Annotated in this window: 23 protein-coding genes and 1 rRNA gene; 12 read left to right on the plus strand and 12 right to left on the minus strand. The window is 71.0% G+C overall.

Annotated elements, in window-relative coordinates; all coding sequences use genetic code 11:
- The first annotated feature begins 5 nt into the window (after positions 1 to 5).
- From NE236_RS22235 to NE236_RS22260, 6 genes are all read left to right on the plus strand, one after another.
- A complete protein-coding gene (locus NE236_RS22235; RefSeq protein ID WP_252843982.1) occupies positions 6 to 680 on the plus strand; it encodes a response regulator in 675 nt (224 codons plus the stop codon).
- Positions 677 to 2,053: a sensor histidine kinase gene (locus NE236_RS22240; RefSeq protein ID WP_252843983.1), complete on the plus strand. Its 1,377-nt coding sequence runs from the start codon at positions 677 to 679 to the stop codon at positions 2,051 to 2,053. The genes NE236_RS22235 and NE236_RS22240 overlap by 4 nt, the downstream gene beginning before the upstream one ends.
- The gene (locus tag NE236_RS22245; protein ID WP_252843984.1) at positions 2,050 to 2,730 is read left to right on the plus strand and encodes a hypothetical protein; all 681 of its coding nucleotides are present in this window, start codon (positions 2,050 to 2,052) and stop codon (positions 2,728 to 2,730) included. Before NE236_RS22240 ends, NE236_RS22245 begins: the two co-directional genes overlap by 4 nt.
- A gap of 127 nt (positions 2,731 to 2,857) precedes the next feature.
- Complete coding sequence (locus tag NE236_RS22250) at positions 2,858 to 3,121, plus strand: DUF3311 domain-containing protein (protein ID WP_252843985.1); 264 nt, start codon at positions 2,858 to 2,860, stop codon at positions 3,119 to 3,121.
- Positions 3,122 to 3,129: 8 nt separating this feature from the next.
- Positions 3,130 to 4,749, plus strand: a complete 1,620-nt coding sequence (gene mctP, locus NE236_RS22255) for a monocarboxylate uptake permease MctP (RefSeq protein ID WP_252843986.1) — start codon at positions 3,130 to 3,132, stop codon at positions 4,747 to 4,749.
- 89 nt (positions 4,750 to 4,838) lie between these two features.
- Positions 4,839 to 5,390 (plus strand): GNAT family N-acetyltransferase, encoded by a 552-nt coding sequence (locus tag NE236_RS22260; RefSeq protein ID WP_252843987.1) that lies wholly within the window; start codon positions 4,839 to 4,841, stop codon positions 5,388 to 5,390.
- A 166-nt stretch (positions 5,391 to 5,556) separates the two neighbouring features.
- On the opposite strand, the gene NE236_RS22265 is transcribed toward NE236_RS22260, so the two are convergent.
- The 6 genes from NE236_RS22265 to NE236_RS22290 all read right to left on the minus strand — a co-directional run bounded on the left by NE236_RS22265 (position 5,557) and on the right by NE236_RS22290 (position 11,114).
- Positions 5,557 to 5,769 carry a biotin/lipoyl-binding carrier protein gene (locus NE236_RS22265; protein WP_252843988.1) on the minus strand — a complete coding sequence of 71 codons (213 nt, stop codon included), beginning with the start codon at positions 5,767 to 5,769 and terminating at the stop codon, positions 5,557 to 5,559.
- Between the two features lie 102 nt (positions 5,770 to 5,871).
- Positions 5,872 to 7,203 (minus strand): acetyl-CoA carboxylase biotin carboxylase subunit, encoded by a 1,332-nt coding sequence (locus tag NE236_RS22270; RefSeq protein WP_252843989.1) that lies wholly within the window; start codon positions 7,201 to 7,203, stop codon positions 5,872 to 5,874.
- A 94-nt stretch (positions 7,204 to 7,297) separates the two neighbouring features.
- Entirely contained in the window at positions 7,298 to 8,566 is a 1,269-nt protein-coding gene (locus NE236_RS22275) for an HD-GYP domain-containing protein (protein ID WP_252843990.1), read from the minus strand.
- Entirely contained in the window at positions 8,563 to 9,903 is a 1,341-nt protein-coding gene (locus NE236_RS22280; protein WP_252843991.1) for an HD-GYP domain-containing protein, read from the minus strand. The genes NE236_RS22275 and NE236_RS22280 overlap by 4 nt, the downstream gene beginning before the upstream one ends.
- Positions 9,904 to 10,131: 228 nt before the next feature.
- The gene (gene rsrA / locus NE236_RS22285; protein ID WP_252843992.1) at positions 10,132 to 10,398 is read right to left on the minus strand and encodes a mycothiol system anti-sigma-R factor; all 267 of its coding nucleotides are present in this window, start codon (positions 10,396 to 10,398) and stop codon (positions 10,132 to 10,134) included.
- Complete coding sequence (locus tag NE236_RS22290) at positions 10,395 to 11,114, minus strand: sigma-70 family RNA polymerase sigma factor (RefSeq protein ID WP_252843993.1); 720 nt, start codon at positions 11,112 to 11,114, stop codon at positions 10,395 to 10,397. Before NE236_RS22290 ends, rsrA begins: the two co-directional genes overlap by 4 nt.
- Before the next feature lie 145 nt (positions 11,115 to 11,259).
- Between NE236_RS22290 and NE236_RS22295 the strand changes: the two genes are divergently transcribed.
- Positions 11,260 to 12,021, plus strand: coding sequence for a methyltransferase domain-containing protein (locus NE236_RS22295; RefSeq protein WP_252843994.1), 762 nt, complete (start codon positions 11,260 to 11,262; stop codon positions 12,019 to 12,021).
- Between the two features lie 84 nt (positions 12,022 to 12,105).
- Here the strand turns inward: NE236_RS22295 and NE236_RS22300 are convergent, their stop codons facing one another.
- The gene (locus NE236_RS22300) at positions 12,106 to 12,438 is read right to left on the minus strand and encodes a TraR/DksA family transcriptional regulator (protein WP_252843995.1); all 333 of its coding nucleotides are present in this window, start codon (positions 12,436 to 12,438) and stop codon (positions 12,106 to 12,108) included.
- A gap of 21 nt (positions 12,439 to 12,459) precedes the next feature.
- Positions 12,460 to 13,182 (minus strand): SOS response-associated peptidase, encoded by a 723-nt coding sequence (locus NE236_RS22305; protein ID WP_252843996.1) that lies wholly within the window; start codon positions 13,180 to 13,182, stop codon positions 12,460 to 12,462.
- 104 nt (positions 13,183 to 13,286) lie between these two features.
- On the opposite strand from NE236_RS22305, the gene NE236_RS22310 reads away from it, so the two are divergent.
- On the plus strand, positions 13,287 to 13,844 hold the full coding sequence (locus tag NE236_RS22310) for a DoxX family protein (RefSeq protein WP_252843997.1): 558 nt from the start codon (positions 13,287 to 13,289) through the stop codon (positions 13,842 to 13,844).
- Between the two features lie 35 nt (positions 13,845 to 13,879).
- On the opposite strand, the gene NE236_RS22315 is transcribed toward NE236_RS22310, so the two are convergent.
- Positions 13,880 to 14,500 (minus strand): ATP-binding cassette domain-containing protein, encoded by a 621-nt coding sequence (locus NE236_RS22315; protein ID WP_252843998.1) that lies wholly within the window; start codon positions 14,498 to 14,500, stop codon positions 13,880 to 13,882.
- Positions 14,501 to 14,782: 282 nt separating this feature from the next.
- Here NE236_RS22315 and aroA point away from each other — a divergent pair, with 282 nt between their 5' ends.
- Both aroA and rsgA read left to right on the plus strand, forming a co-directional pair.
- A complete protein-coding gene (aroA, locus tag NE236_RS22320; protein ID WP_252843999.1) occupies positions 14,783 to 16,039 on the plus strand; it encodes a 3-phosphoshikimate 1-carboxyvinyltransferase in 1,257 nt (418 codons plus the stop codon).
- A 2-nt stretch (positions 16,040 to 16,041) separates the two neighbouring features.
- The gene (rsgA, locus tag NE236_RS22325) at positions 16,042 to 17,073 is read left to right on the plus strand and encodes a ribosome small subunit-dependent GTPase A (RefSeq protein ID WP_372494414.1); all 1,032 of its coding nucleotides are present in this window, start codon (positions 16,042 to 16,044) and stop codon (positions 17,071 to 17,073) included.
- 204 nt (positions 17,074 to 17,277) lie between these two features.
- On the opposite strand, the gene NE236_RS22330 is transcribed toward rsgA, so the two are convergent.
- Positions 17,278 to 17,961, minus strand: a complete 684-nt coding sequence (locus NE236_RS22330; RefSeq protein ID WP_252844014.1) for an HAD family hydrolase — start codon at positions 17,959 to 17,961, stop codon at positions 17,278 to 17,280.
- A 79-nt stretch (positions 17,962 to 18,040) separates the two neighbouring features.
- Between NE236_RS22330 and NE236_RS22335 the strand changes: the two genes are divergently transcribed.
- Together NE236_RS22335 and NE236_RS22340 are read left to right on the plus strand one after the other, a co-directional pair.
- Positions 18,041 to 18,844, plus strand: coding sequence for an inositol monophosphatase family protein (locus tag NE236_RS22335; RefSeq protein WP_252844000.1), 804 nt, complete (start codon positions 18,041 to 18,043; stop codon positions 18,842 to 18,844).
- Positions 18,845 to 18,980: 136 nt separating this feature from the next.
- Positions 18,981 to 19,169 (plus strand): tail-anchor membrane protein, encoded by a 189-nt coding sequence (locus NE236_RS22340; protein ID WP_252844001.1) that lies wholly within the window; start codon positions 18,981 to 18,983, stop codon positions 19,167 to 19,169.
- Between the two features lie 150 nt (positions 19,170 to 19,319).
- Here NE236_RS22340 and NE236_RS22345 read toward each other — a convergent pair whose 3' ends face one another.
- The gene (locus NE236_RS22345; protein ID WP_252844002.1) at positions 19,320 to 19,499 is read right to left on the minus strand and encodes a DUF397 domain-containing protein; all 180 of its coding nucleotides are present in this window, start codon (positions 19,497 to 19,499) and stop codon (positions 19,320 to 19,322) included.
- Positions 19,500 to 19,709: 210 nt separating this feature from the next.
- Positions 19,710 to 19,826 (minus strand): 5S ribosomal RNA (gene rrf / locus NE236_RS22350).
- Positions 19,827 to 19,846 lie beyond the last annotated feature (20 nt).

A 19,846-nucleotide genomic window follows, 5' to 3' on the forward strand; every position in this document is an offset into this window, starting at 1 on the left:
GGCCGATGGTCGCGATCTTGCTCGTGGAGGATGATCCCTCGGTCCGTACGGGTCTGGAACTGGCCCTGACCCGTCAGGGGCACTCGGTCACCGCGCGGACGACCGGTGAAGAGGGCCTGGAGTACGCGCGGGCGCGCCGCCCGGAGATCGTGGTGCTGGACGTCATGCTGCCGGGCCTCGACGGGGTGGAGGTCTGCCGCCGCCTCCGCAAGGCCGACCAGATCCCGATCATCCTGCTGACCGCGCGCGGCGAGAGCCTGGACATCGTCGTCGGGCTGGAGGCGGGCGCCGACGACTACGTGATCAAGCCCGTCGAGCCGGCCGTGCTGGACGCGCGGATCCGTGCCGTCCTGCGGCGCGCGGAGAACAGCCCGATGAGCCGTTCCACCTTCGGCGACCTGGTCATCGACCGCGCGGCGCTGCGCGTCACGAACGCCGGAACGGACGTCCACCTCACGCCCACCGAACTGCGACTACTCCTCGAGCTGACCCGCCATCCCGGTCAGGCGCTGACCCGGGGGCACCTGCTGCGGGAGGTCTGGGACCACGGCTACGCCGGGGACTCGCGGTTGGTCGACGCCTGCGTGCAGCGGCTGCGCGCCAAGATCGAGCCGGACGCGGCCGTACCGACGCTGATCCAGACCGTGCGGGGCTTCGGCTACCGGTTCGCGGCGCCGTGATCAGTGGACTGCGCGGGCGCCTGTTCATCGCGTTCGTCGCCGCCTGCCTCGCCTCCACCGCGCTCGTGGCCGGCATCGGCTACGTCTTCGTCCGCCGGGCCATCTTGCAGCGCGCGCAGGACGCCGTCCTCATCGACACCCGGGAGACGCTCGCGCACAACGTGCCCGGCGACCTGACCACCCCGGTACCGGAGAGGACGCTGCGGGACGTGGCCGCCGCCCTGGTCCGCCCCGACTGGTACGTCGTCGCCACGGACGGCACCTCGGTGGTCGCCACCGGGGAGTTCGGCCTGAACGACGTACCGATCGTCCTGGCCACCCACGTCGCCAATGGGTTGGGGTTGTACTTCCAGCGTGTCGTCATCCACGGCGCGCCCTGGCTGGTCACCGGCACACGTGTGCAGGCCCGCGACGGGCAGCCCCTGCCGCTCACCGTCGTGGTGTTCGCCTCACTGGCCAAGGAGAGCGCCGACCTGCACCGCATCCAGAGCGCGCTGATACGCGCCGGCGCGCTGACGGTCGTGCTGGCCGTGGCGCTCGCCGCGCTGCTCGGGCGCAGCGTGCTGCGGCCACTGCGCCGGCTCGCACGGGCCGCCCGCTTGCTGGGCATCGGCCACCTCGCGGTCCGCGTCGACGTCCGCGGCCGGGACGAGCTCGCCGCCGTCGCACGCATCTTCAACGAGACCGCGGCCTCCCTGGAGTACACGGTGCGGGAGCTGCGCCGCCTTGAGGCGACCGCCCGGCGGTTCGCCGCCGACGTCTCACACGAGTTGCGCACCCCGATCGCCGCGATGACGGCGGTCACCGATCTGCTCGAGGAGGACGCCGCCCGGCTGCCGTCCGACACCGGCACGGCGGCCCGGCTGGTCGCGGACCAGACCCGCCGCCTCGGCGCCCTGGTGGAGGACCTTCTGGAGATCAGCAGGATGGACGCCGGAACGGCCGACCTCACCCTGGACGAAGTGCCGCTCGCCGAGCTCGTCCGCGAGTGCGTCGCGACGCGCGGCTGGGCCGACCGCGTGGTCATCGAGATCCCGCCCGGCCTGCGCGTGCGGCTCGACCCCCGGCGGTTCGACGTCATCATCGCCAACCTGGTGGCCAACGCGCTGCGGCACGGTGCCCCGCCCGTCCGCGTCACCGCCCGGCCCGGGCTGGAGATACGTGTCATCGACCGTGGTCCCGGCATCCCCGACGACGTGCTGCCGCACGTGTTCGACCGTTTCTTCAAGGCGGACCCGGCTCGGCCGGCGGGGAAGGGCACCGGGCTCGGCCTGGCGATCGCCCAGGCGAACGCCGCCCTGCACGGCGGCCGCATCGAGGCCGCCAACGCTCCTGGCGGTGGCGCGGTCTTCACCGTACGGATCCCCGCGTGAACCGGCTCGTGCGCGCGACGGTCGCAGGGACCGCGGTGTGCGTCCTTGCCGGATGCGGGGTACGCCCGACCGGAGTGGTGAGCGCCGGAGAGGCTCCGACCGCGACCGCCACCTCACTACCCCGGACGCAGGTCTACTTCCTCCTCCAGGGCCTGCCTCACCCGGTGAAGCGAGCGGTGCCCCCCTGGGACACCCAGGCCGTGTTCGACGCGCTCCTGGCCGGTCCGACCGACCAGGAACGCGCTCGCGGCCTGCGCACGGAACTGACGCTGGGGGACATGACCATCCGGGCGATCGACTCAAAGGTGGTCTTCGTCGAGTTCCCGCCGCTGGCCGCGAAGCAGACGAACCAGGAGAAGCAGGCGAACATGGCAAGGCGGGCAAAGACGGAGGCGGTCGGATATCTCCAGATCTCCTGCACGGCCCGCGGGCTGCCCACGGCTCCGCTCGTGAAGATGCCCGGGATCGAAGCACGCGGGATCTCGACCACTTCGACCTACTGTCCCGGGGCGAGCTCGACGCCGGGGCCGCCTGGAGCCGAGCTCCCCTCCGCCGAGCCGTTCCCCTCGGCGAACGGAGGCCTCCCCCAGACGAAACCGCCCGTTCTCTCCAGTCCCAGCGGCGGGACACCCGAGAAAGCGCCGCGCCGCCGACCGGGGCCGAATCCGACGGGGTAGTGACGGCAGGCGCGGGAAGACTCCCAGCGTTACCGATCCGTGACAAAGACGCGCCGAACTGAGATCGGATCGTGACCGTACGCGTTCACAGTGGCCACAGCGAAACTTTGTTTCGAAAGGGCCTCACATGCCGCACAAAGCCGCCCAATCGACGCGACCGCTCGTACGGGTCGTGGTCGCCGTCCTCCTGATCGCGCCGTTCGTCATCTACCTCGCCGTCCCGAGCTACGCGAAGATCAAGCCGCGCCTCGCCGGCTTCCCCTTCTTCTACTGGTGGCAGCTGCTCTGGGTGATCCTCACGGCGGCCTTCATCGGCATCGCGTACGCGCTCACCCGCAGCGGCGGTGGCCGGACGCCCGCCGGCGGCCCGACCGACGAGAAGGGCGAGTGAGGCCCCCCATGGACAACGTCAATGGCGTCGAACTCGGCGTCTTCGTCTTCTTCCTCGCCGTGGTGACCGTCGTCGGATTCGCCGCCGCACGCTGGCGCCGTGGCCAGACGATCCTGCACCTGGACGAATGGGGGCTCGGCGGGCGGAGCTTCGGAACGTTCGTCACCTGGTTCCTCCTCGGCGGCGACCTCTACACCGCCTACACGTTCATCGCGGTGCCCGCCGCCGTCTTCGCCGGCGGCGCCATGGGCTTCTGGGCGCTGCCGTACGCCGCGATCGCCTACCCGATCGTGTTCCTCGTCGGCCCTCGCCTGTGGTCGGTGTCGCACGTCCATGGGTACGTCACTCCCGCCGACTTCGTCCGCGGTCGCTTCGGTTCCAAGGCGCTCGGCCTGGCCGTCGCCCTCACCGGGATCCTCGCGATGATGCCCTACATCGCGCTGCAGCTCGTGGGCATCCAGGCCGTCCTCACCGTCATGGGGGTGAAGGGGTCCGGCCTGGCCAAGGACCTGCCGCTGTTCATCGCCTTCGCGCTCCTGGCCGCCTACACCTACACCTCCGGCCTGCGCGCCCCGGCGCTCATCGCCTTCGTCAAGGACACGCTGATCTACCTCGTGATCATCGTGGCGGTCCTCTACATCCCGACGAAGCTCGGCGGCTGGGGCCACATCTTCGACACCGCCCAGGCGTCCCTGTCCAAGGTCAACCCGGCGACCCACAAACCCGGCGGATCGATCATCACCAGTGACCTGAACCACTGGGCGTACGGCACTCTGGCCCTCGGATCCTCCCTCGCACTGTTCATCTATCCGCACACGGTGACCGGGGCGCTCGCCGCCGGGCGCCGCAATGTGATCAAACGGAACGCCGCACTGCTCCCCGCCTACTCCCTCCTGCTCGGGCTGCTGGCCCTCCTCGGTTACATGGCGCTGGCCAAGCCCGACGTCGCCGCCGCCGTCAGGGCGGCGAAGAACCCGCAGCTCGCCGTGCCGACGCTGTTCGACCACGTCTTCCCCAGCTGGTTCGCCGGGGTCGCCTTCGCCGCGATCGGCGTCGGCGCGCTCGTCCCGGCGGCGATCATGTCGATCGCGGCCTCCAACCTGTTCACTCGCAACGTCTACAAGGCGTTCTTCCGGCCGGACGCGTCGCCGGCGGAGGAGACGCGGGTGTCGCAGTTCACGTCCCTGCTGGTCAAGGTAGGGGCGCTGGTCTTCGTCCTGGCCTTCGACAAGACGCTGGCGATCAACCTGCAACTGCTCGGCGGCGTCTGGATCGTGCAGACCTTCCCCTCGCTCGCGCTCGGGCTGTTCACCCGGTGGTTCCACCGCTGGGCGCTGCTGGCAGGCTGGGCGGTGGCCATGGTGTACGGCACGGTCACCGCCTACCAGCAGGCCTCGCCCACCCAGAAGCACTTCGGCCAGTCGATCGCGGACATCCCGTTCATCCACCACACCGGGTACATCGCGCTGACCGCGTTCGTGCTCAACATGCTCGTCGTGGTGGTGCTCACCGGCCTGCTCAAACTCCTGAAGGTGCCGGACGGGGTCGACGAGACCAGCCCGTCGGACTTCCTCGCGGACGCCGATGACCCGCGCGTCCGGGATCTCCCCGAGGTGACCACCGGCTGAACGTCTGCGGTGGTCTCCCATCGGCCGTGGGAGACCACCGCAGGCCGGTGGGGTACATGGGCCGGTTTGTGGTGTTCTAAGCTGCCCTCGTGAGCCAGGAAACGCCTCCGGCGATCGGTTCGCCGGGGCGACCGTCCGCCGCCGGGGCGCCGGACGACGTCGAGATCCGTGTCGCCCGCTCCCAGGAGTTGCGGGCGATCGGCGAGCTCACCGCGACCGTCTACGTCGCCGCCGGGTACATCAGCCCGAACGGCAGCTACGTCCCCCAGCTCCGAGACGCCGCTTCGCGGGCCCGCGAAGCGGAGCTCATCGTGGCCGTACGCGACGGCGAGCCCATCGGAACCGTGACGTACTGCCCGCATGGCAGCTCCTGGGCACAACTGGCCGGGCCGGGCGAGGCGGAGTTCCGGATGCTCGCGGTCAACCCGATGGCCCGCGGGCTGGGCCTCGGCGAGGCCCTGGTCCGTCACTGCGTCGACCGCGCCCGCGAGGACGGCTGCACGACCCTTCGCCTGTCGACCGAGCCGGTCATGCACGCGGCCCACCGGATCTACCGCCGCCTCGGCTTCGTCCGCACCCCGGACCGCGACTGGAGCCCCGCCGAAGGCGTCGACCTCCTGACCTACGCCCTCGTCCTCTGACCAGGGACCTCCGGAGTGGTCCGATCCGCACCCGTAGGGGTGACCCGGCGACCCGCGCCCCGTACGGGCGTTCCGTTCCATCGCCTTCGGTCAGGCTGAAGAATTTTCAGCCACATCAAAAGGGCGGAACGACGATGCACGGGCCAAGCGCGGACGAGGGCCGCGACTACTCGATGACGGCGATCAGGTCGCCCTCCTGGATGACGTCGCCCTCCGCGACCTTCAGGCTCACGACCGTGCCGGAGTCCTCGGCGAGTACCGGGATCTCCATCTTCATCGACTCCAGGATGACGAGGGTGTCGCCGTCCTCCACCTGTTCGCCCTCGCTGACGAGCACCTTCCAGACGTTCGCCACCATTTCCGCGCGGACCTCAGCCATCGCGGCTCCTCTCCTCTGGCGCCGGCACCGGCCGGACGCACGTTTCGATCAGTACGAAGGTTCTCGTCACGCGTCTTCAGCGTGCCGTACGTCGACTCGCCTTCACCGGGCCCGCATCCGGTCCACGAGGCCCGTGTCGTACTCGCCGGTGGCGAAGTCCGGGTCCTCCAGCAGCTCGGTGAAGAACGGCACGTTGGTCTTCGGGCCCTCGATCCGGAACTCCTCCACCGCCCGGCGGGCCGCGGCGAGGGCCTGGGCCCGGTCCGGACCGTACACGCACAGCTTGGCCAGCAGCGGGTCGTAGAACGGCGTGACCTTGTTGCCCGCGCGGTAGCCGGAGTCGACGCGGATGACGTCGCCGACCGGCTCCTCCCAGACGGTGATCGAACCGGGGCTCGGCAGGAAGCGCTTGGGATCCTCGGCGTACACCCGGAACTCGATCGCGTGCCCGCGGGGTTCGACGGTGGTGAAGGACACCGGCTCGCCCGCCGCGATGAGCAGCTGCTGCTCGACCAGGTCCAGGCCGGTGACGAGCTCGGTGATCGGGTGCTCGACCTGGAGACGGGTGTTCATCTCCAGGAACACGAAGTCCTGCGCGACGGGGTCGACCAGGCACTCGACCGTGCCGGCGCCACGGTAACCGACGGCCTCACCGGCGCGTACGGCGGCGGCGAGCATGCGGGCGCGCAACTCGGGGCCCACTCCCGGCGACGGGGTCTCCTCGACGATCTTCTGGTGCCGGCGCTGCACGGAGCAGTCGCGCTCCCCCAGGGCCACGACCGTGCCGTCGGCCAGGCCGAGGATCTGCACCTCGACGTGCCGGGCGCGCTCGATGTAGCGCTCCAGCAGGATGTCCGGGTTGCCGAAGAACCGCTCCGCGCGGGTACGCGCCGTGTCGTACGCCTTGCGCAGCTCCGCCTCGTCGCGGGCGACGCTCATCCCGATGCCGCCGCCCCCACCGGCCGCCTTGACCATGACGGGGTAGCCGATGCCCGCGGCCACCGCCGCGTCGGCGTCGGGGACGGGCTCGCGGGTACCGGAGGCGACGGGCACGCCCGCCTTCTCCATGAGGTTCCGCGCGTTGATCTTGTCGCCCATCGCGGAGATCGCCTCCGGCGGCGGGCCGATCCAGACCATGCCCTCGGCGATGACCCGCTCGGCGAAGCCGGCGTTCTCGGCCAGGAAGCCGTATCCGGGGTGGATCGCCTGCGCGTTGGTGCGCTTGGCCGCCTCCATGACCGCGTCGATGTCGAGATAGCTCTGGGTCGGCTGGGCGGAGCCGATGAGAATCGCCTCGTCCGCCTCGTCGACGTAGGGAAGATCGGCGTCGGCCTCTGAGTAGACCGCGATGGCCTTGATCCCGAGGGCGCGCACGGTACGGATCACCCTGCGGGCGATCTCTCCACGATTCGCCACCAATACGGACTCGAACACCGATCCTCCTTATTTGCACTCGGCTCAGCGAGAATAGCCACGCGACGCCCGGTGTACCGTCGCGTGCGGCGACAAAAACCCGTGGGTCGACTTGTCAGCGCATGCGGTCGACAACGTGACCGAGCGCCTCGGTCACCGTGGGGTCGTACTCCGCCGCCGAGTCGAGGCGCAGCCGCTCCAGCACGGCCGCCGACCGGTCGCGGTCGGACGAGTCACCGACGAGATCATCGTAGGCGTTCGCGACCTTGATGACACGGCTGGCCAGCGGTGGCGCCGATCCGTCGCTCACGCGGTACGGGTCGGACTGACGGCGCACGATCTCGGCGACCTCGTCGAGCACCCCGGTCTTGGTGATCACACCCGCGCCGAGCTCGGCGATGCGGCGCTGTTCCTGCGGCGACGCGAGGACGGTCGCGCCACCGGGGATCGGGTCGCGCAGCGACAGCTGCCCGATGTCGTGCATCAGCGCAGCGTACTCCAGTTCGAGGAGCTCCCCCTCGGTCATGCCGAGCTCCCGTCCCATCGCGACGGCCAGCCGGCTGACGCGCCGGGAGTGCCCCGCCTCGACGTACCCGCCGACCTCGGTGACCTGGGACAAAGCGCGGACGGTCTGCAGGTAGGTCGCCCGGATGCCGGCGAAGCGGCGGAAGGCGACCTGGGTGACCAGGATGGGGGCGGTGAAGACGAGCAGCGCGGCCGGGCCCATGACAAACGTGCTGACGGCGAGGAGCATGCCCGTCGCGCCGGAGGCTGCGCACAGCGGGCCCTTGGCGCGGATCTCGTCGCCGATCGCGATGCCGAACCGCGCGCGCACCGCCTCCGCCCGGATGATCGCCGCGGTGGTGACGTCGATGACGCACGACAGGATGACCGTCAGCACCATCACGGTGATGAGCGCCGGCCAGTGGTCGCGCAGCGGCGAATCCATGATCGGCCGGAAGATGAAGGCCACGGCCGAAGGGATGAGGATCCGCCGGGCCATCGCGTCGAGCTTGGGGACGCGGCCGACCGCGATGTGCGGCAGCGCACCCGCCAGCGTGCCGCAGGCGGTGACGGTCACGACCTGGAAGGCGGAGTGGGCGGCGGACTCGGCCCCGACCTTGAGCAGCAGTGCGTAGCCGAGGGCCCCCGCGCTGGCGATCGGCGCGACCTCGCGGTTGCCGGGGACCACCATGCGGAGCAGCTCGCCCACCGCGATCAGCACGCCGAACAGCACGGCGGTGCGGGAGTCGACCACGCCGACCGCCGCGACCTGGGTGACCGCGCCGATGACGAGCAGCCCCGCGACCGCGATCAGCAGGAGCTGCGCGGAGTCGAGTGTCTGGGCGATCGTGCGCCGCCGCGCGGGCGCCGACGCGGTCATGGGCGGACACCTTCGCCGGCGACGCGCAGCGGCGCGCTGGGATCATCGTGGTCCTGCTGCGCCGTCTCCTCGCCCTCGGGCGGGACGACCGGGTCGGGCCGGGTCCAGCCGTCGCGCTCCACCGCGGCGATGAACGCCTCGACCAGCGCCGGGTCGAAATGGGTGCCGGCGCAGCGCTGCAGCTCGGCGATGCCGTCGTCGAGGGACATGGCGGGGCGGTAGGACCGGGTGGAGGTCATCGAGTCGAAGGCGTCCGCCACGGAGATCACCCGGGCGAACTCCGGGATTTCCGACCCGGCCAGGCCCATGGGATATCCGGTGCCGTCCATCCGCTCGTGGTGATGCATGATCCCCGCCAGGGCCTCGTCGAGGAAGCCGATGTCGCGGACGATCTCCAGGCCGCGCATCGGATGCAGCTGGATGGCGGCGAACTCCTCCTCGGACAGATCACCGGACTTCTGCAGCACCTTCGTCGGCACGCCGAGCTTGCCGACGTCGTGCAGCATCCCGGCGTACCGGACCGCGCCGACCCGCTCGGGCCGCATCCCGATCTCACCGGCGATCATCGCCGAGCCGCGAGAGACGCGCTCGCTGTGGCCGCGCGTGTAGTAGTCCTTGGTCTCCACCGCCTGGCACAGCGCCGCGATCGTGGCCGCCTGGGCCTCCTGCTGCGCCCGGGTCTGCTCGAGGGCCCACCGGGCGATGAACATCGGCAGCAGCACCAGCACCGCGGAGAAGGGCCCGACGACGCCCCAGGGGGCGGCGATCAGCAGCCCGAACATTCCGTACGCCAGCTGGCCGACCGTGAGCTGGCCGACGGGGCCCCAGCGAAACCCCCACATCGGCGCCTGCTTGCTCAGCACCAGGATGATGGCGATCAGGGCGAGGTTCACCGCGACGTAGGTGACCAGCGCCGCGACGTAGGGCGGGATGATGCCGGGGAACGATCCGTCGGACGGTTCGCCGACCGTGCCTCCCGCCGCCTGGTAGACGATGCCGGCGAGGTATCCGGAGAGGGCGAACTGCGCGCCGTTGAAGAGCCTCTTGACGAGGGCGACATCGCGCCGGCCGGTGACGACGGCCGACGCGCCCACCAGCGCCGCGCCGACGGGGCCGAGCAACACGACCGAGGCCAGGCCGGCCGAGTAGCTCAGCGAGACGCGGGCGCTGGCGCTGCTGAGCAGCGCCGGCACCGACTCGCAGATCACGGAGAGCACCGCGAGCACCGCGAGCGTCGTCCAGTGGATGCCGTCGAACGACGAAAGAGCGATGCACGAGGTGCCAAGCGCGACGACCGTACAGACGTATGCCCACGCGGCCAGGGGTAGTCCACGCATTGCCGCCCCCACGAGGTAATGGGCTAAGCCCAGGACACGCCTTTTCGCATGTTCTTCTGCCTCCCCTGCCGAGCCGGGGCACCCCGGAGGTGCGGTGGCTCGCCAACTGAACTCGCCGATGCCCGAATGATCGGGGGTAAGCCTAACCCGACTGTGACAGGTCACGCAGACGCCCGCGGAAACGTGAGCAAAGCGTGAACCAATCGTCACCTACGGTCCTGATCCGCCTTACTCGGTCAGTGAGGCGCGGACCTGCTCGATGCGGCCCAGGACCTTCGACCGCAGGTCCTGCGGAACCGGGTCACAGCCGCACGACTTGTGCACGAGTTTCTTCACGGCCTCCTCGAGGCCGTATTCCCGGAGGCAGGGACCGCACTCGTCGAGGTGCTGCCGGATGTCGGAACACCCGCCCTGGTCCAGCTCACCGTCGAGATAGTCATAGATCCGGCCGAGCACCTCAGAGCAGGGGGTCTCGTGCGGCCTACCGCAGCTCATGACTGGTCCTCCCTACGCTGGCCGCCGTTGGCCCGGGCGAGGCCACGCTCGCTCGCGTAGTCCTCGAGCATCGAACGCAGCTGTCGCCTGCCACGGTGCAGCCGGGACATCACCGTACCGATCGGAGTGCCCATGATGTCGGCGATCTCCTTGTACGAGAAGCCCTCGACGTCGGCGAAGTAGACCGCCATGCGAAAGTCCTCGGGCAGCGCCTGCAGGGCCCTCTTGACGTCGGAGTCGGGAAGGTGCTCGAGCGCCTCGGCCTCCGCGGACTTCAGCCCGGTGGAGGTGTGGGACTCGGCCCGTGCCAGCTGCCAGTCCTCGATCTCCTCGGCGGCGGACTGCTTCGGCTCCCGCTGCTTCTTGCGGTAGGAGTTGATGAAGGTGTTGGTGAGGATCCGGTAGAGCCAGGCCTTGAGGTTCGTCCCCTCCTGGAACTGGTGGAAGGATCCGAACGCCTTGGCGAAGGTCTCCTGGACCAGGTCCTCGGCGTCGGCCGGGTTGCGTGTCATCCGCAGCGCGGCCGAGTAGAGCTGGTCCAGGAACGGCAGCACATCGCGCTCGAAGCGCCTGGTCCGCTCCTCCAGTGTCTCCACTGCCTCAGGAACCTGACCCACCTCCTTCGTCCGGCCGGCGTCGGCATCGAAACCGTACGCACCAGACGATAGCGGGTCCGTCGGCGGGGCCGGCCGACGGTCCGCGAGCAGAAGACTCATCGTCACCTCGAACTTATCGCTGTCACTGGCCGTTATGACGCAGTGCAACACCTGGCATGGCTGCGGGATTCCCGGGAAAGAGGAATGCTCGGTCACCAGTCACGACGGGTGAAGCGGTGCCGCCAACAGGGAAGGATTGGGATAAATGCATCCCCGAGGAGCCGCCGTGCTGTCGATTCCGGCGAAGCATCCCGCTGTTGGCGAGTCCGAGTCGCTCGCGAGCTACTGGACCTTCTACTGGGCCGTGGCCGCGGCCCAACTCTCCCGCTGGCTCCCGCGCCGGCCCTCCCGCGTGCTCGACCTGTCGGGCCCGCAGGCACGGTGCGCGCCGCAGGCGGCGGCGGCCGGCCACACGGTCGTCGAGGTCCAGGAGACACCGCGCAGCGGGCCGCGGCCGCGGCGGGTACGGCCGGTGGTGGCCGATCCCGCCTCACTCGGCTTCCTCGCCGACGGCTCCTTCGACGCGGTGGTGGCCGAAGGCCGCGTGCTCTCCCGGCATCTCGTCACCGAGAACGTCGTCGCGGAGATCGCGCGGGTGCTCCGGCCGGGCGGCCGGGTGCTGATGTGCGTCGACTCGCTCGTGCTCGGCATGGCCATCCTCGCTGAGCAGAATTTCTGGGCGCACCTGTCCGACGTCCCCCGATCGGAGGTCGTCCTGGTGCCCTGGCCGGACGGATCGATCACCCGGTGCTTCGGCGCCGAGCAGTTGCGCGAGCTGCTCGCCGACAGCGGGCTGGAGCTCGAGTGGATCCGGCCGCGGACGACCCTGTCGCCCTCGACGGTCGAGCACGTCCTCACCATGAGTCCCCAGGCGCTTCCACGGCTGGTCCGCGCGGAGCTGACGGCACCGCTCGGCGACGAGCCGGTCGGCATTCACCTCGTCGCCAGCGCGATCAAGAGCGCCTGACGCGAGCCGGCGCCGGATGCCGCTCGGCGACGAGCCGCTCGGCATCCGGTGGTCGCGGACCTGGTCAGGAGCTCCTGAGAGGACTCAGCGCCGGATCCGGTCGCGCTTCGCCTGGCAGGTGACGCAGCGGGCGGCGGCGGGCCGCGCCTCGAGGCGGCCCTCCGGCACCGGGTGGCCGCAGTCGACGCATTTGCCGTACGTGCCCGCCTGGGCCCGGGCCAGGGCCGCGAGCACCTCGGCGCGCTCCCGGCGCATCGCGTCCAGCGCGGCGTCCGCCCGGTCGGTCGCGGAGAGGCTCGCGCCGGCGTCGGCGGTGTGCTGGTCGGCCTCCGGGTGCTCGCTCTGCAGTACCACGATCGCGCGATCGAGATCGGCGATCATGTCCTCAAGGCGTCTCTGCGCCGTGTCCACGACCATGCGTACCTCCCGGCGGCGCGGTCAGAACAGCGTGGGGGTTTCGCTGGAGGAGATACCCATATCCGGCAGCGGTTTTACCAGCTCAGGTCCGTTATTTCGCACTTTGTTCACCGCAGTGGAGACGGGGTACGCCTCCAGGCGGCCCGCGACGGCGGGCACCAACAGGGACCGGACCTCCTCCGCGGTGGTCAGCGCCGGGTCCAGCCACGCGCCGAAGCGCTCCGGCTCGACCAGCATCGGCATCCGCTCGTGAATCCGGCCCACGTCGTCGCCGGCCTCGGTGGTGATGACCGTGCAGGTCAGCAGCCACTCCTCCTCCGATGCGTCGGGTCGGGGACGCCAGACCTCGTACAGGCCGGCCATCGCGAGCATGCTCCCGTCCGAGGGCCGGATGTAGAACGGCTGCTTGCCGCCCTCCTCACGGGTGTACCACTCGTAGTAGCCGTCGGCGGGCAGCAGGCAGCGGCGCCGGGCGAAGGCGCGCCGGAAGGCGGGCTTCTCGTGCACCGTCTCGAGCCGCGCGTTGATCATCCGGGAGCCGATCGACGCGTCCTTGGCCCAGGAGGGCACCAGTCCCCAGCGCGCCACGTGGAGTTCGCGGACGTCCCTCGTCAGGATCACCGGTACCGGCTTGGTGGGCGCGACGTTGTAGTCGGGTTCGAGCGCGTCGGTGGTGTCGCGCTCGACGTCGAACGCGTCGATGATCTCCTGGCGCCCGCGCGCCGTGGCATACCGCCCGCACATGGCTCCGCGCGCCCCCTTCCGGTCGGTACGGCGCACCCCGCGCCGGACGCCAAGCTTGCCAAAGAGGTGGGCTTGTTCGCGCACACGGTGGGCATGACGGGTGCATGCAACCCATCAGGACCATCGCCCGTCCTCTCATGGCGGCGCCGTTCATGGTGACGGGCATCGAGACGCTGCGCGATCCGGGCTCCCGTGCCGACAAGATCGCCCCCGTGATCAAGCCCCTCGCCGACCGTGTGTCCTGGCTCCCCACCAAGGACCCCGAGGCGCTCGTACGGATCCAGGGGGCGGTGTGTCTGGGCACCGGCGCGCTCCTGGCCCTCGGCCGGTTCCAACGGCTGTCGACGCTCGTCCTCGCCGGCCAGCTGATCCCCAGCCTCCTGGCCGAGCACCGGTTCTGGACCGAGGACGACCCGGAGCGGCGCGCCGCGGAGCGCTCCCAGTTCTTCAAGACCGCCGGGCTGCTGGGGGCGCTGCTGGTCGCCGGGACGGCACCCGGCAAGTACCGCCCGATCAAGGCGGCCCGCACGGGTGCCCACGAGGCGAAGTTGCAGGCGGCGCTCGCCCGGTCGGAGGCCGGCCGCAAGGCCGAGCGCGCGCGGCGCAAGGCCGCCAAGCGCGTCGCGGACACCCGCCGGAAGGCCGCGAAGATCGGGCACTGAGGCCGTTCACGCTCGGCCGGGGCGGTGTGCCACGTTCAGATCTCCACGACCTCGTCGACGTGACGGAGGATCGCCGCGGCCCCCGGAAGGACCGGCCGGTGCAGGATCAGCAGGAGCGTACGGCCCTGGGCGGCGGCGATCAGGTCGGCCAGCGCGGCATCCGCGGCGCTCTCGTCCGGCCGGGTGTCCGGCTCGTCGAGGATGAGGATCGGCAGGTCGGCGAGCAGGGCGCGGGCCAGCGCGATGCGCCGGCGGTCGTCGCCGGCGGCGACGCTCTCGTCGTCCAGGCGCGTGTCGGGCGGCAGGTCGACCCCCGCGCCGCCCAGCGCGCGGGCGACGTCCTCGGCCGTGGCGTCCGGACGGGCCACCCGGACGTTCTCGGCGAGCGTCGTATCGAAGAGGTGGGCGTCGTGGGCGCACAGCCCGATGACTTTCCGGACGTCCTCGTCGGCGAGATCCCGAAGCTGCACGTCGTTCAGGGTGGCGACGCCCTGGTAGTCGAGGAACCCCAGCAGCACGGCGGCCAGCGCCGAGGTGCCGACGGGACTGCGGCCCAGCAGCGCGACCCGGCGCCCCTGGGGCAGCAACAGGTCGGTGTCGCCGAAGCCGATGATCTCACCGCCGGGCCACCGGGTGCGCAGGTCCGCAAGGCGCAACTCGTACGGTCCCGGGGGCAACGGGGTCGATCGCCGTCCCGCCGCGGGCGTGGCCGGCCCGGCCGGTGCGCGCCGGGCCCGGCGTCCTGGCCGTGGCGATGCGTCCAACAGTCGTCCCCCTGTCGTGCGGCATTCCCGGACTCCGGAGCCGGCTGCCGTCAACGTAGCGAGCGGCCGGGTCCGCCGCCGGGGGATCTACCGGCGCATTCACGATCCGCGATCGTCTCGGCACCGGTGCTTTACGCGCGGTTCACGCGCGGCCGGGACCGGTACCCTTCAGTCATGCTTCCTCTGTGGTCCGCACCCGCCGCCGACGGGCCGGTCGACGCCACCGTCGCGCTGCCGGGGTCGAAGTCGATGACCAACCGCGCGTTGGTCATCGCGGCGCTGGCCGACGAGCCGTCACTGATCCGGCGGCCGTTGCGCAGCCGCGACACGCTCCTCATGGTCGGTGCCCTGCGGTCGCTGGGCGTGGCCGTCGACGAGGCGGACGGGGGCGCCTGGCGCGTCACGCCGGGTGAGCTGCGGGGCTCGGCGAGACTCGACGTCGGGCTCGCCGGCACGGTCATGCGGTTCGTCCCTCCGGTCGCGGCGCTGGCGACCGGTGAGGTGGCCTTCGACGGCGACCCGCACGCCCGGAAACGGCCGATGGGCCCCATCCTGGCCGCCCTCCGTGCGCTCGGCGTCGAGGTGGAGGGTGACGCGCTCCCGTTCACCGTGCGCGGCACCGGTGCGGTGCCCGGGGGTTCGGTCACGATCGACGCGTCGGGGTCCTCCCAGTTCGTGTCCGGTCTGTTGCTGGCCGCCCCGCGCTACGCCAAGGGGATCGAGGTCCGCCACGAAGGGCCTCCGGTGCCGTCGGCGGCGCACCTGGCGATGACCATGCGGATGCTGGCCGACGCCGGCGCCTCCGTCGAGAGCGCCCCGGACGTCTGGCGCGTGCAGCCGGGCGCCCTGCGCGGCGGCGAGGTCGACATCGAGCCGGACCTGTCGAACGCCGCACCCTTCCTGGCGACCGCCCTGGTGACCGGCGGCCGGGTGACGGTTCGTGGCTGGCCGGCCGAGACCACCCAGCCCGGTGACTCCCTGCGCCACCTGCTCGCCGACATAGGCGGCTCGGCGGCGTACGACGCGGGCGACCTGACCGTGCGCGGCGGCGGCACGATCCACGGCATCGACGCCGACCTCGGCGACGTCAACGAGCTGACCTGCGTGATCGCCGCACTCGCCGCCCTGGCCGACGGCCCGTCCCGGCTGCGCGGCATCGCCCACATGCGCGGCCACGAGACCGACCGGCTCTCCGCGCTGACCACGGAGATCAACGGCCTGGGCGGTGACGTGCGGGAGCTGCCCGACGGCCTCGAGATCCGGCCCAGGCCCCTGCGCGGCGGCGTCTTCCACACCTACGACGATCACCGGATGGTGATGGCCGGGGCCGTCCTCGGCCTGGCCGTGCCCGGCGTCGAGGTGGAGAACCTCCCGACCGTCGGCAAGACGCTCCCCGAATTCGGCGAGCTGTGGACGGAGATGCTCCGGTAATCGTGGCGCGCGACTGGGGCAGGCTCGACGAGGACGACGTTCGCGTGCGCCCGGGGCGCGGCTCCCGGCCGCGCACCCGCCGGCGCCCGGCCCATGACGACGCCGTCGGCGGCTTCGTCATCGCGGTCGACCGCGGCCGCTACACCTGCCTGGTCGGCGGCGACGGCACCGGACACGCCGGGCGGAAGAAGGGCGACCGCCCCCGTAAGGTCACCGCGATGCGCGCCCGCGAGCTGGGCCGCAAGAGCGTCGTTGTCGGCGATCGCGTGCGCCTCGTCGGTGACGTGTCCGGCCGCGCCGACACCCTCGCACGGGTCGTCGGCATCGAACCCCGGACGTCCACGCTCCGCCGCACCGCGGACGACACCGACCCGGTCGAACGCGTGATCGTCGCCAACGCCGACCAGCTCGTCATCGTGACCGCGCTGGCCGACCCGCCGCCGCGCTCGGGGATGATCGACCGTTGCCTCGTCGCCGCGTACGCCGCGGGCCTGGATCCGCTCCTGTGCCTGACCAAGGCCGACCTCGCGTCGCCCGACACCCTGCTGGCGACGTACGCGCCGCTCGGCGTCCCGTACGTCGTCACGCGCAAGGACGAGCCGGTCGACCACCTCGCCGAGCGGCTGGCCGGACGGCCGAGCGTGCTGGTCGGGCACTCCGGCGTCGGAAAGTCGACGCTGGTGAACGCCCTCGTCCCGGACGCCGAGCGCGCCGTCAACGAGGTCAACCCGGTCACCGGACGGGGCCGGCACACGTCGTCGTCGGCGATCGCGCTGGAGCTGCCCTCCGGGGACGGCTGGATCATCGACACCCCGGGCGTGCGCAGCTTCGGGCTGGCCCACGTCACGGCCGACGACATCCTGGGCGCCTTCCCCGACCTCGCCGAGGGCGCCGCGGAGTGCCCGCCGCACTGCACGCACCTGCAAGCCGACTGCGCGCTCGACGCGTGGGCCGCCGCCGGTCACGCGACCGTGTCACGCCTCGCGTCGCTGCGCCGCCTGCTGGCCGCCCGCGAGGGGACCGAGACCGACTGACGCCGCCGGCTCAGACGGGGTCGATCCCGCGTCGCGGCTGTCGTGATCCCGAGCGTCTCGCCGCCTTCTGGTGCGAGGTTCGCCTGCCGGCTCAGGAGTCCGCCGGTTCCAGGCTCCGGAGGATCGGAGCGAGTGCGTGGCCGAGCACCGCGGCGAACGACTCGGTGCTGTCCCGGTCGAGCCAGTGCCGGCCGGCGACGCGGATCAGATCGTCTGCCGTAGCCCGAGCTCGTCGATGCGGGTGAGCATGTCGGCCGGATCGGCGTACACGCGGAACGCTCCGGTCCGCTCGAGCTCCTCACGGCCGTACCCGCCGGACTGCAGGCCGATCCCGAGCGCTCCGGCGCGCCGTGCCGCGAGCAGGTCCCACACGCTGTCGCCCACCACCATGGCGTGCTGAGGTTCGACACCGAGCAGGGCCGCCGCTGCAAGAAAGAGATCCGGATCCGGCTTGGCGAACCGCACCATGTCACGCGTGATCATGGGTGTGTCGTCGGGCAGCCCCAGCATCGCGAGGGCGGAATGCGCCGTCTCCATCCGGCCGCTCGTCGCGATGGCCCACGGCACGCCACGGCCGGTGAGGAAGCCCAGGAGCTCGGCCGCGCCGGGCAGCGCCCGTACGGAGCCGACCTGCTCGAGGTAGGCCCGCGCGTGCAGTTTCTGCAGCTCCTCGATCTCCGGCGGGGTCAGCGACACCCCCGTCTCACGCAGCAGCGCCGACACGAACAGTCCGCCGCTCATGCCGATCCGCCGATGGATCCGCCAGACCGACAGGTCGATTCCCACGACCGTCAGCGCGTTACGCCAGGCGATCACGTGCTGGTACACGCTGTCGATCAGTGTTCCATCCAGATCGAACAGCAGAGCCGGCACCGGCGGCTCGGGCATCGGTGACGCGGAAGATATTGGTGTGTTCACACCGTCTAGTGTGTCTGCGGTGGGCACTGTCGCGATACCGTAGCCCTTCGTGGCTGACTATTCGGATGACCTGCGGCTAGCACACGTGATGGCGGACGCGGCCGACGATGTCGCCACCCGCCGGTTCCGGGCCCTCGACCTCCGCGTCGAGACCAAACCCGACCTCACCCCCGTCAGCGACGCCGACCGGCTGGTCGAGGAGTCGTTGCGCAACACGCTGAAGCGGGCCCGGCCACGTGACGCCATCCACGGCGAGGAGTACGGCCGCACCGGCTACGGTCCGCGCTGCTGGGTCATCGACCCGATCGACGCGACCAAGAACTACGTGCGCGGCGTACCCGTGTGGGCCACGCTCATCGCTCTCATGGAGGGCGACGAGGTCGTCGTCGGCATGGCCTCCGCCCCGGCGCTGAACCGCCGCTGGTGGGCCGCTCGCGGCGGCGGCGCCTGGACCGGCCGCAGCCTCGCCAAGGCCACCCGCTGCCGGGTGTCGGGCGTCACCGAGCTGCAGGACGCGTCGTTCTCCTACTCCAGCCTCCACGGTTGGGAGGACCAGGGCCGCCTCGACAACTTCCTCGGTCTCAGCCGCGCCGTCTGGCGCACCCGGGCGTACGGCGACTTCTGGTCGCACGTCATGGTCGCCGAGGGCGTCGTGGACGCCTCCGCCGAGCCCGAGGTGTCCCTGTGGGACGTCGCCGCCCTCCAGATCATCATTGAGGAGTCGGGCGGGATCTTCACCGACCTGTCCGGCGTGCCCAGTCCCGACGGCGGCAGCGTGGTCTGCAGCAACGGCCTCCTGCACGCCAGGATCCTGGAGCAGCTGGGCGGCGGGCCGCTCACGCTGCGCGTCTGAGCCGACCACGCGTCTGACGCCTCGCCCCACCGGGGCGCGGGTCTGGCCGCGGAGGCAGAAGATATATCGCGTTTACCGGAACACCGACCCCGGTGCGGCACGTTCTCCTAGAGAACTCCTCGGAATGGAGGCTGTCGTGGGACGCACCGGATACGTCGTTGGCGGAGTGGCCGTGGCTCTGATCGCCTGGTGGCTGCTGCCCGGGTGGGTGACCCTCCTGATCGTGCTGGGCCTGGTCGCCGCGCCGATCGTTGGCTACCTGATGCTCGACCCGGCCCAGCGGCGGCGCCTGCGCGGCCAGGCACGCAAGCGCATCGGCAGCTGAGGGACGGCTTCAGCGGCACCGAGCGCTGAGGGCTCCCGCAGCGGGCGCGAAATGGCCGACGATCCACCCGATCGTCGGCCATGGGCCCGAGGCACCCTACCCGACGTACGGCAGGACGCGCTTCGGACATCGGCCGCCGCGGCGGCCGGCTCAGCGGGCGAAGCGCTCGTCGAGGCCCTCGCGCATGTCCTCCGGCAGGTCGTGCTTGCCCGCCTTGATGCGGTCGAGGAATTCCTTCCACGCGCTTACGCTGAAGAACAGCTTAGGACCGTCCGGGTCCTTGCTGTCGCGAACCGCGATGACGCGCTCACCCTGGGCCTCGTTGGACACCACGCACCTCAGTTCCCCGGTGGGTCTTACGACCTGTCTCGTGCCGGCTGCCATGCGGCACGACACCAACGTAGCAGGCACTGACCGCACGCAACCGATTGTTGTAAGTTCCGGCCGAGCCGGAACCGCTGCATCGACGACCCGTTCGGCCGTTGAACGCAGGAAAGCCCGCCGGCTGATGCCTGGCGGGCTTTCCTGATCTATGTATGTGTCCGGCGGCGTCCTACTCTCCCACACCGTCTCCAGTGCAGTACCATCGGCGCTGAAAGGCTTAACTTCCGGGTTCGGAATGGGACCGGGTGTTTCCCTCTCGCCATAACCACCGAAACGATTAACAGAACCGGTCT

The organism is Actinoallomurus purpureus (genome assembly GCF_024055795.1).
Lineage (GTDB): Bacteria > Actinomycetota > Actinomycetes > Streptosporangiales > Streptosporangiaceae > Actinoallomurus > Actinoallomurus purpureus.

Coding starts and splice junctions, on each gene's coding strand:
- NE236_RS22235 (WP_252843982.1), top strand. CDS start 6: ATGGTCGCGATCTTGCTCGTGGAGGATGATCCCTCGGTCCGTACGGGT.
- NE236_RS22250 (WP_252843985.1), top strand. CDS start 2,858: ATGCCGCACAAAGCCGCCCAATCGACGCGACCGCTCGTACGGGTCGTG.
- mctP (WP_252843986.1), top strand. CDS start 3,130: ATGGACAACGTCAATGGCGTCGAACTCGGCGTCTTCGTCTTCTTCCTC.
- NE236_RS22265 (WP_252843988.1), bottom strand. CDS start 5,769: ATGGCTGAGGTCCGCGCGGAAATGGTGGCGAACGTCTGGAAGGTGCTC.
- NE236_RS22275 (WP_252843990.1), bottom strand. CDS start 8,566: ATGACCGCGTCGGCGCCCGCGCGGCGGCGCACGATCGCCCAGACACTC.
- NE236_RS22280 (WP_252843991.1), bottom strand. CDS start 9,903: ATGCGTGGACTACCCCTGGCCGCGTGGGCATACGTCTGTACGGTCGTC.
- rsrA (WP_252843992.1), bottom strand. CDS start 10,398: ATGAGCTGCGGTAGGCCGCACGAGACCCCCTGCTCTGAGGTGCTCGGC.
- NE236_RS22290 (WP_252843993.1), bottom strand. CDS start 11,114: ATGAGTCTTCTGCTCGCGGACCGTCGGCCGGCCCCGCCGACGGACCCG.
- NE236_RS22295 (WP_252843994.1), top strand. CDS start 11,260: ATGCATCCCCGAGGAGCCGCCGTGCTGTCGATTCCGGCGAAGCATCCC.
- NE236_RS22300 (WP_252843995.1), bottom strand. CDS start 12,438: ATGGTCGTGGACACGGCGCAGAGACGCCTTGAGGACATGATCGCCGAT.
- NE236_RS22305 (WP_252843996.1), bottom strand. CDS start 13,182: ATGTGCGGGCGGTATGCCACGGCGCGCGGGCGCCAGGAGATCATCGAC.
- NE236_RS22310 (WP_252843997.1), top strand. CDS start 13,287: ATGCAACCCATCAGGACCATCGCCCGTCCTCTCATGGCGGCGCCGTTC.
- aroA (WP_252843999.1), top strand. CDS start 14,783: ATGCTTCCTCTGTGGTCCGCACCCGCCGCCGACGGGCCGGTCGACGCC.
- NE236_RS22330 (WP_252844014.1), bottom strand. CDS start 17,961: ATGCCCGAGCCGCCGGTGCCGGCTCTGCTGTTCGATCTGGATGGAACA.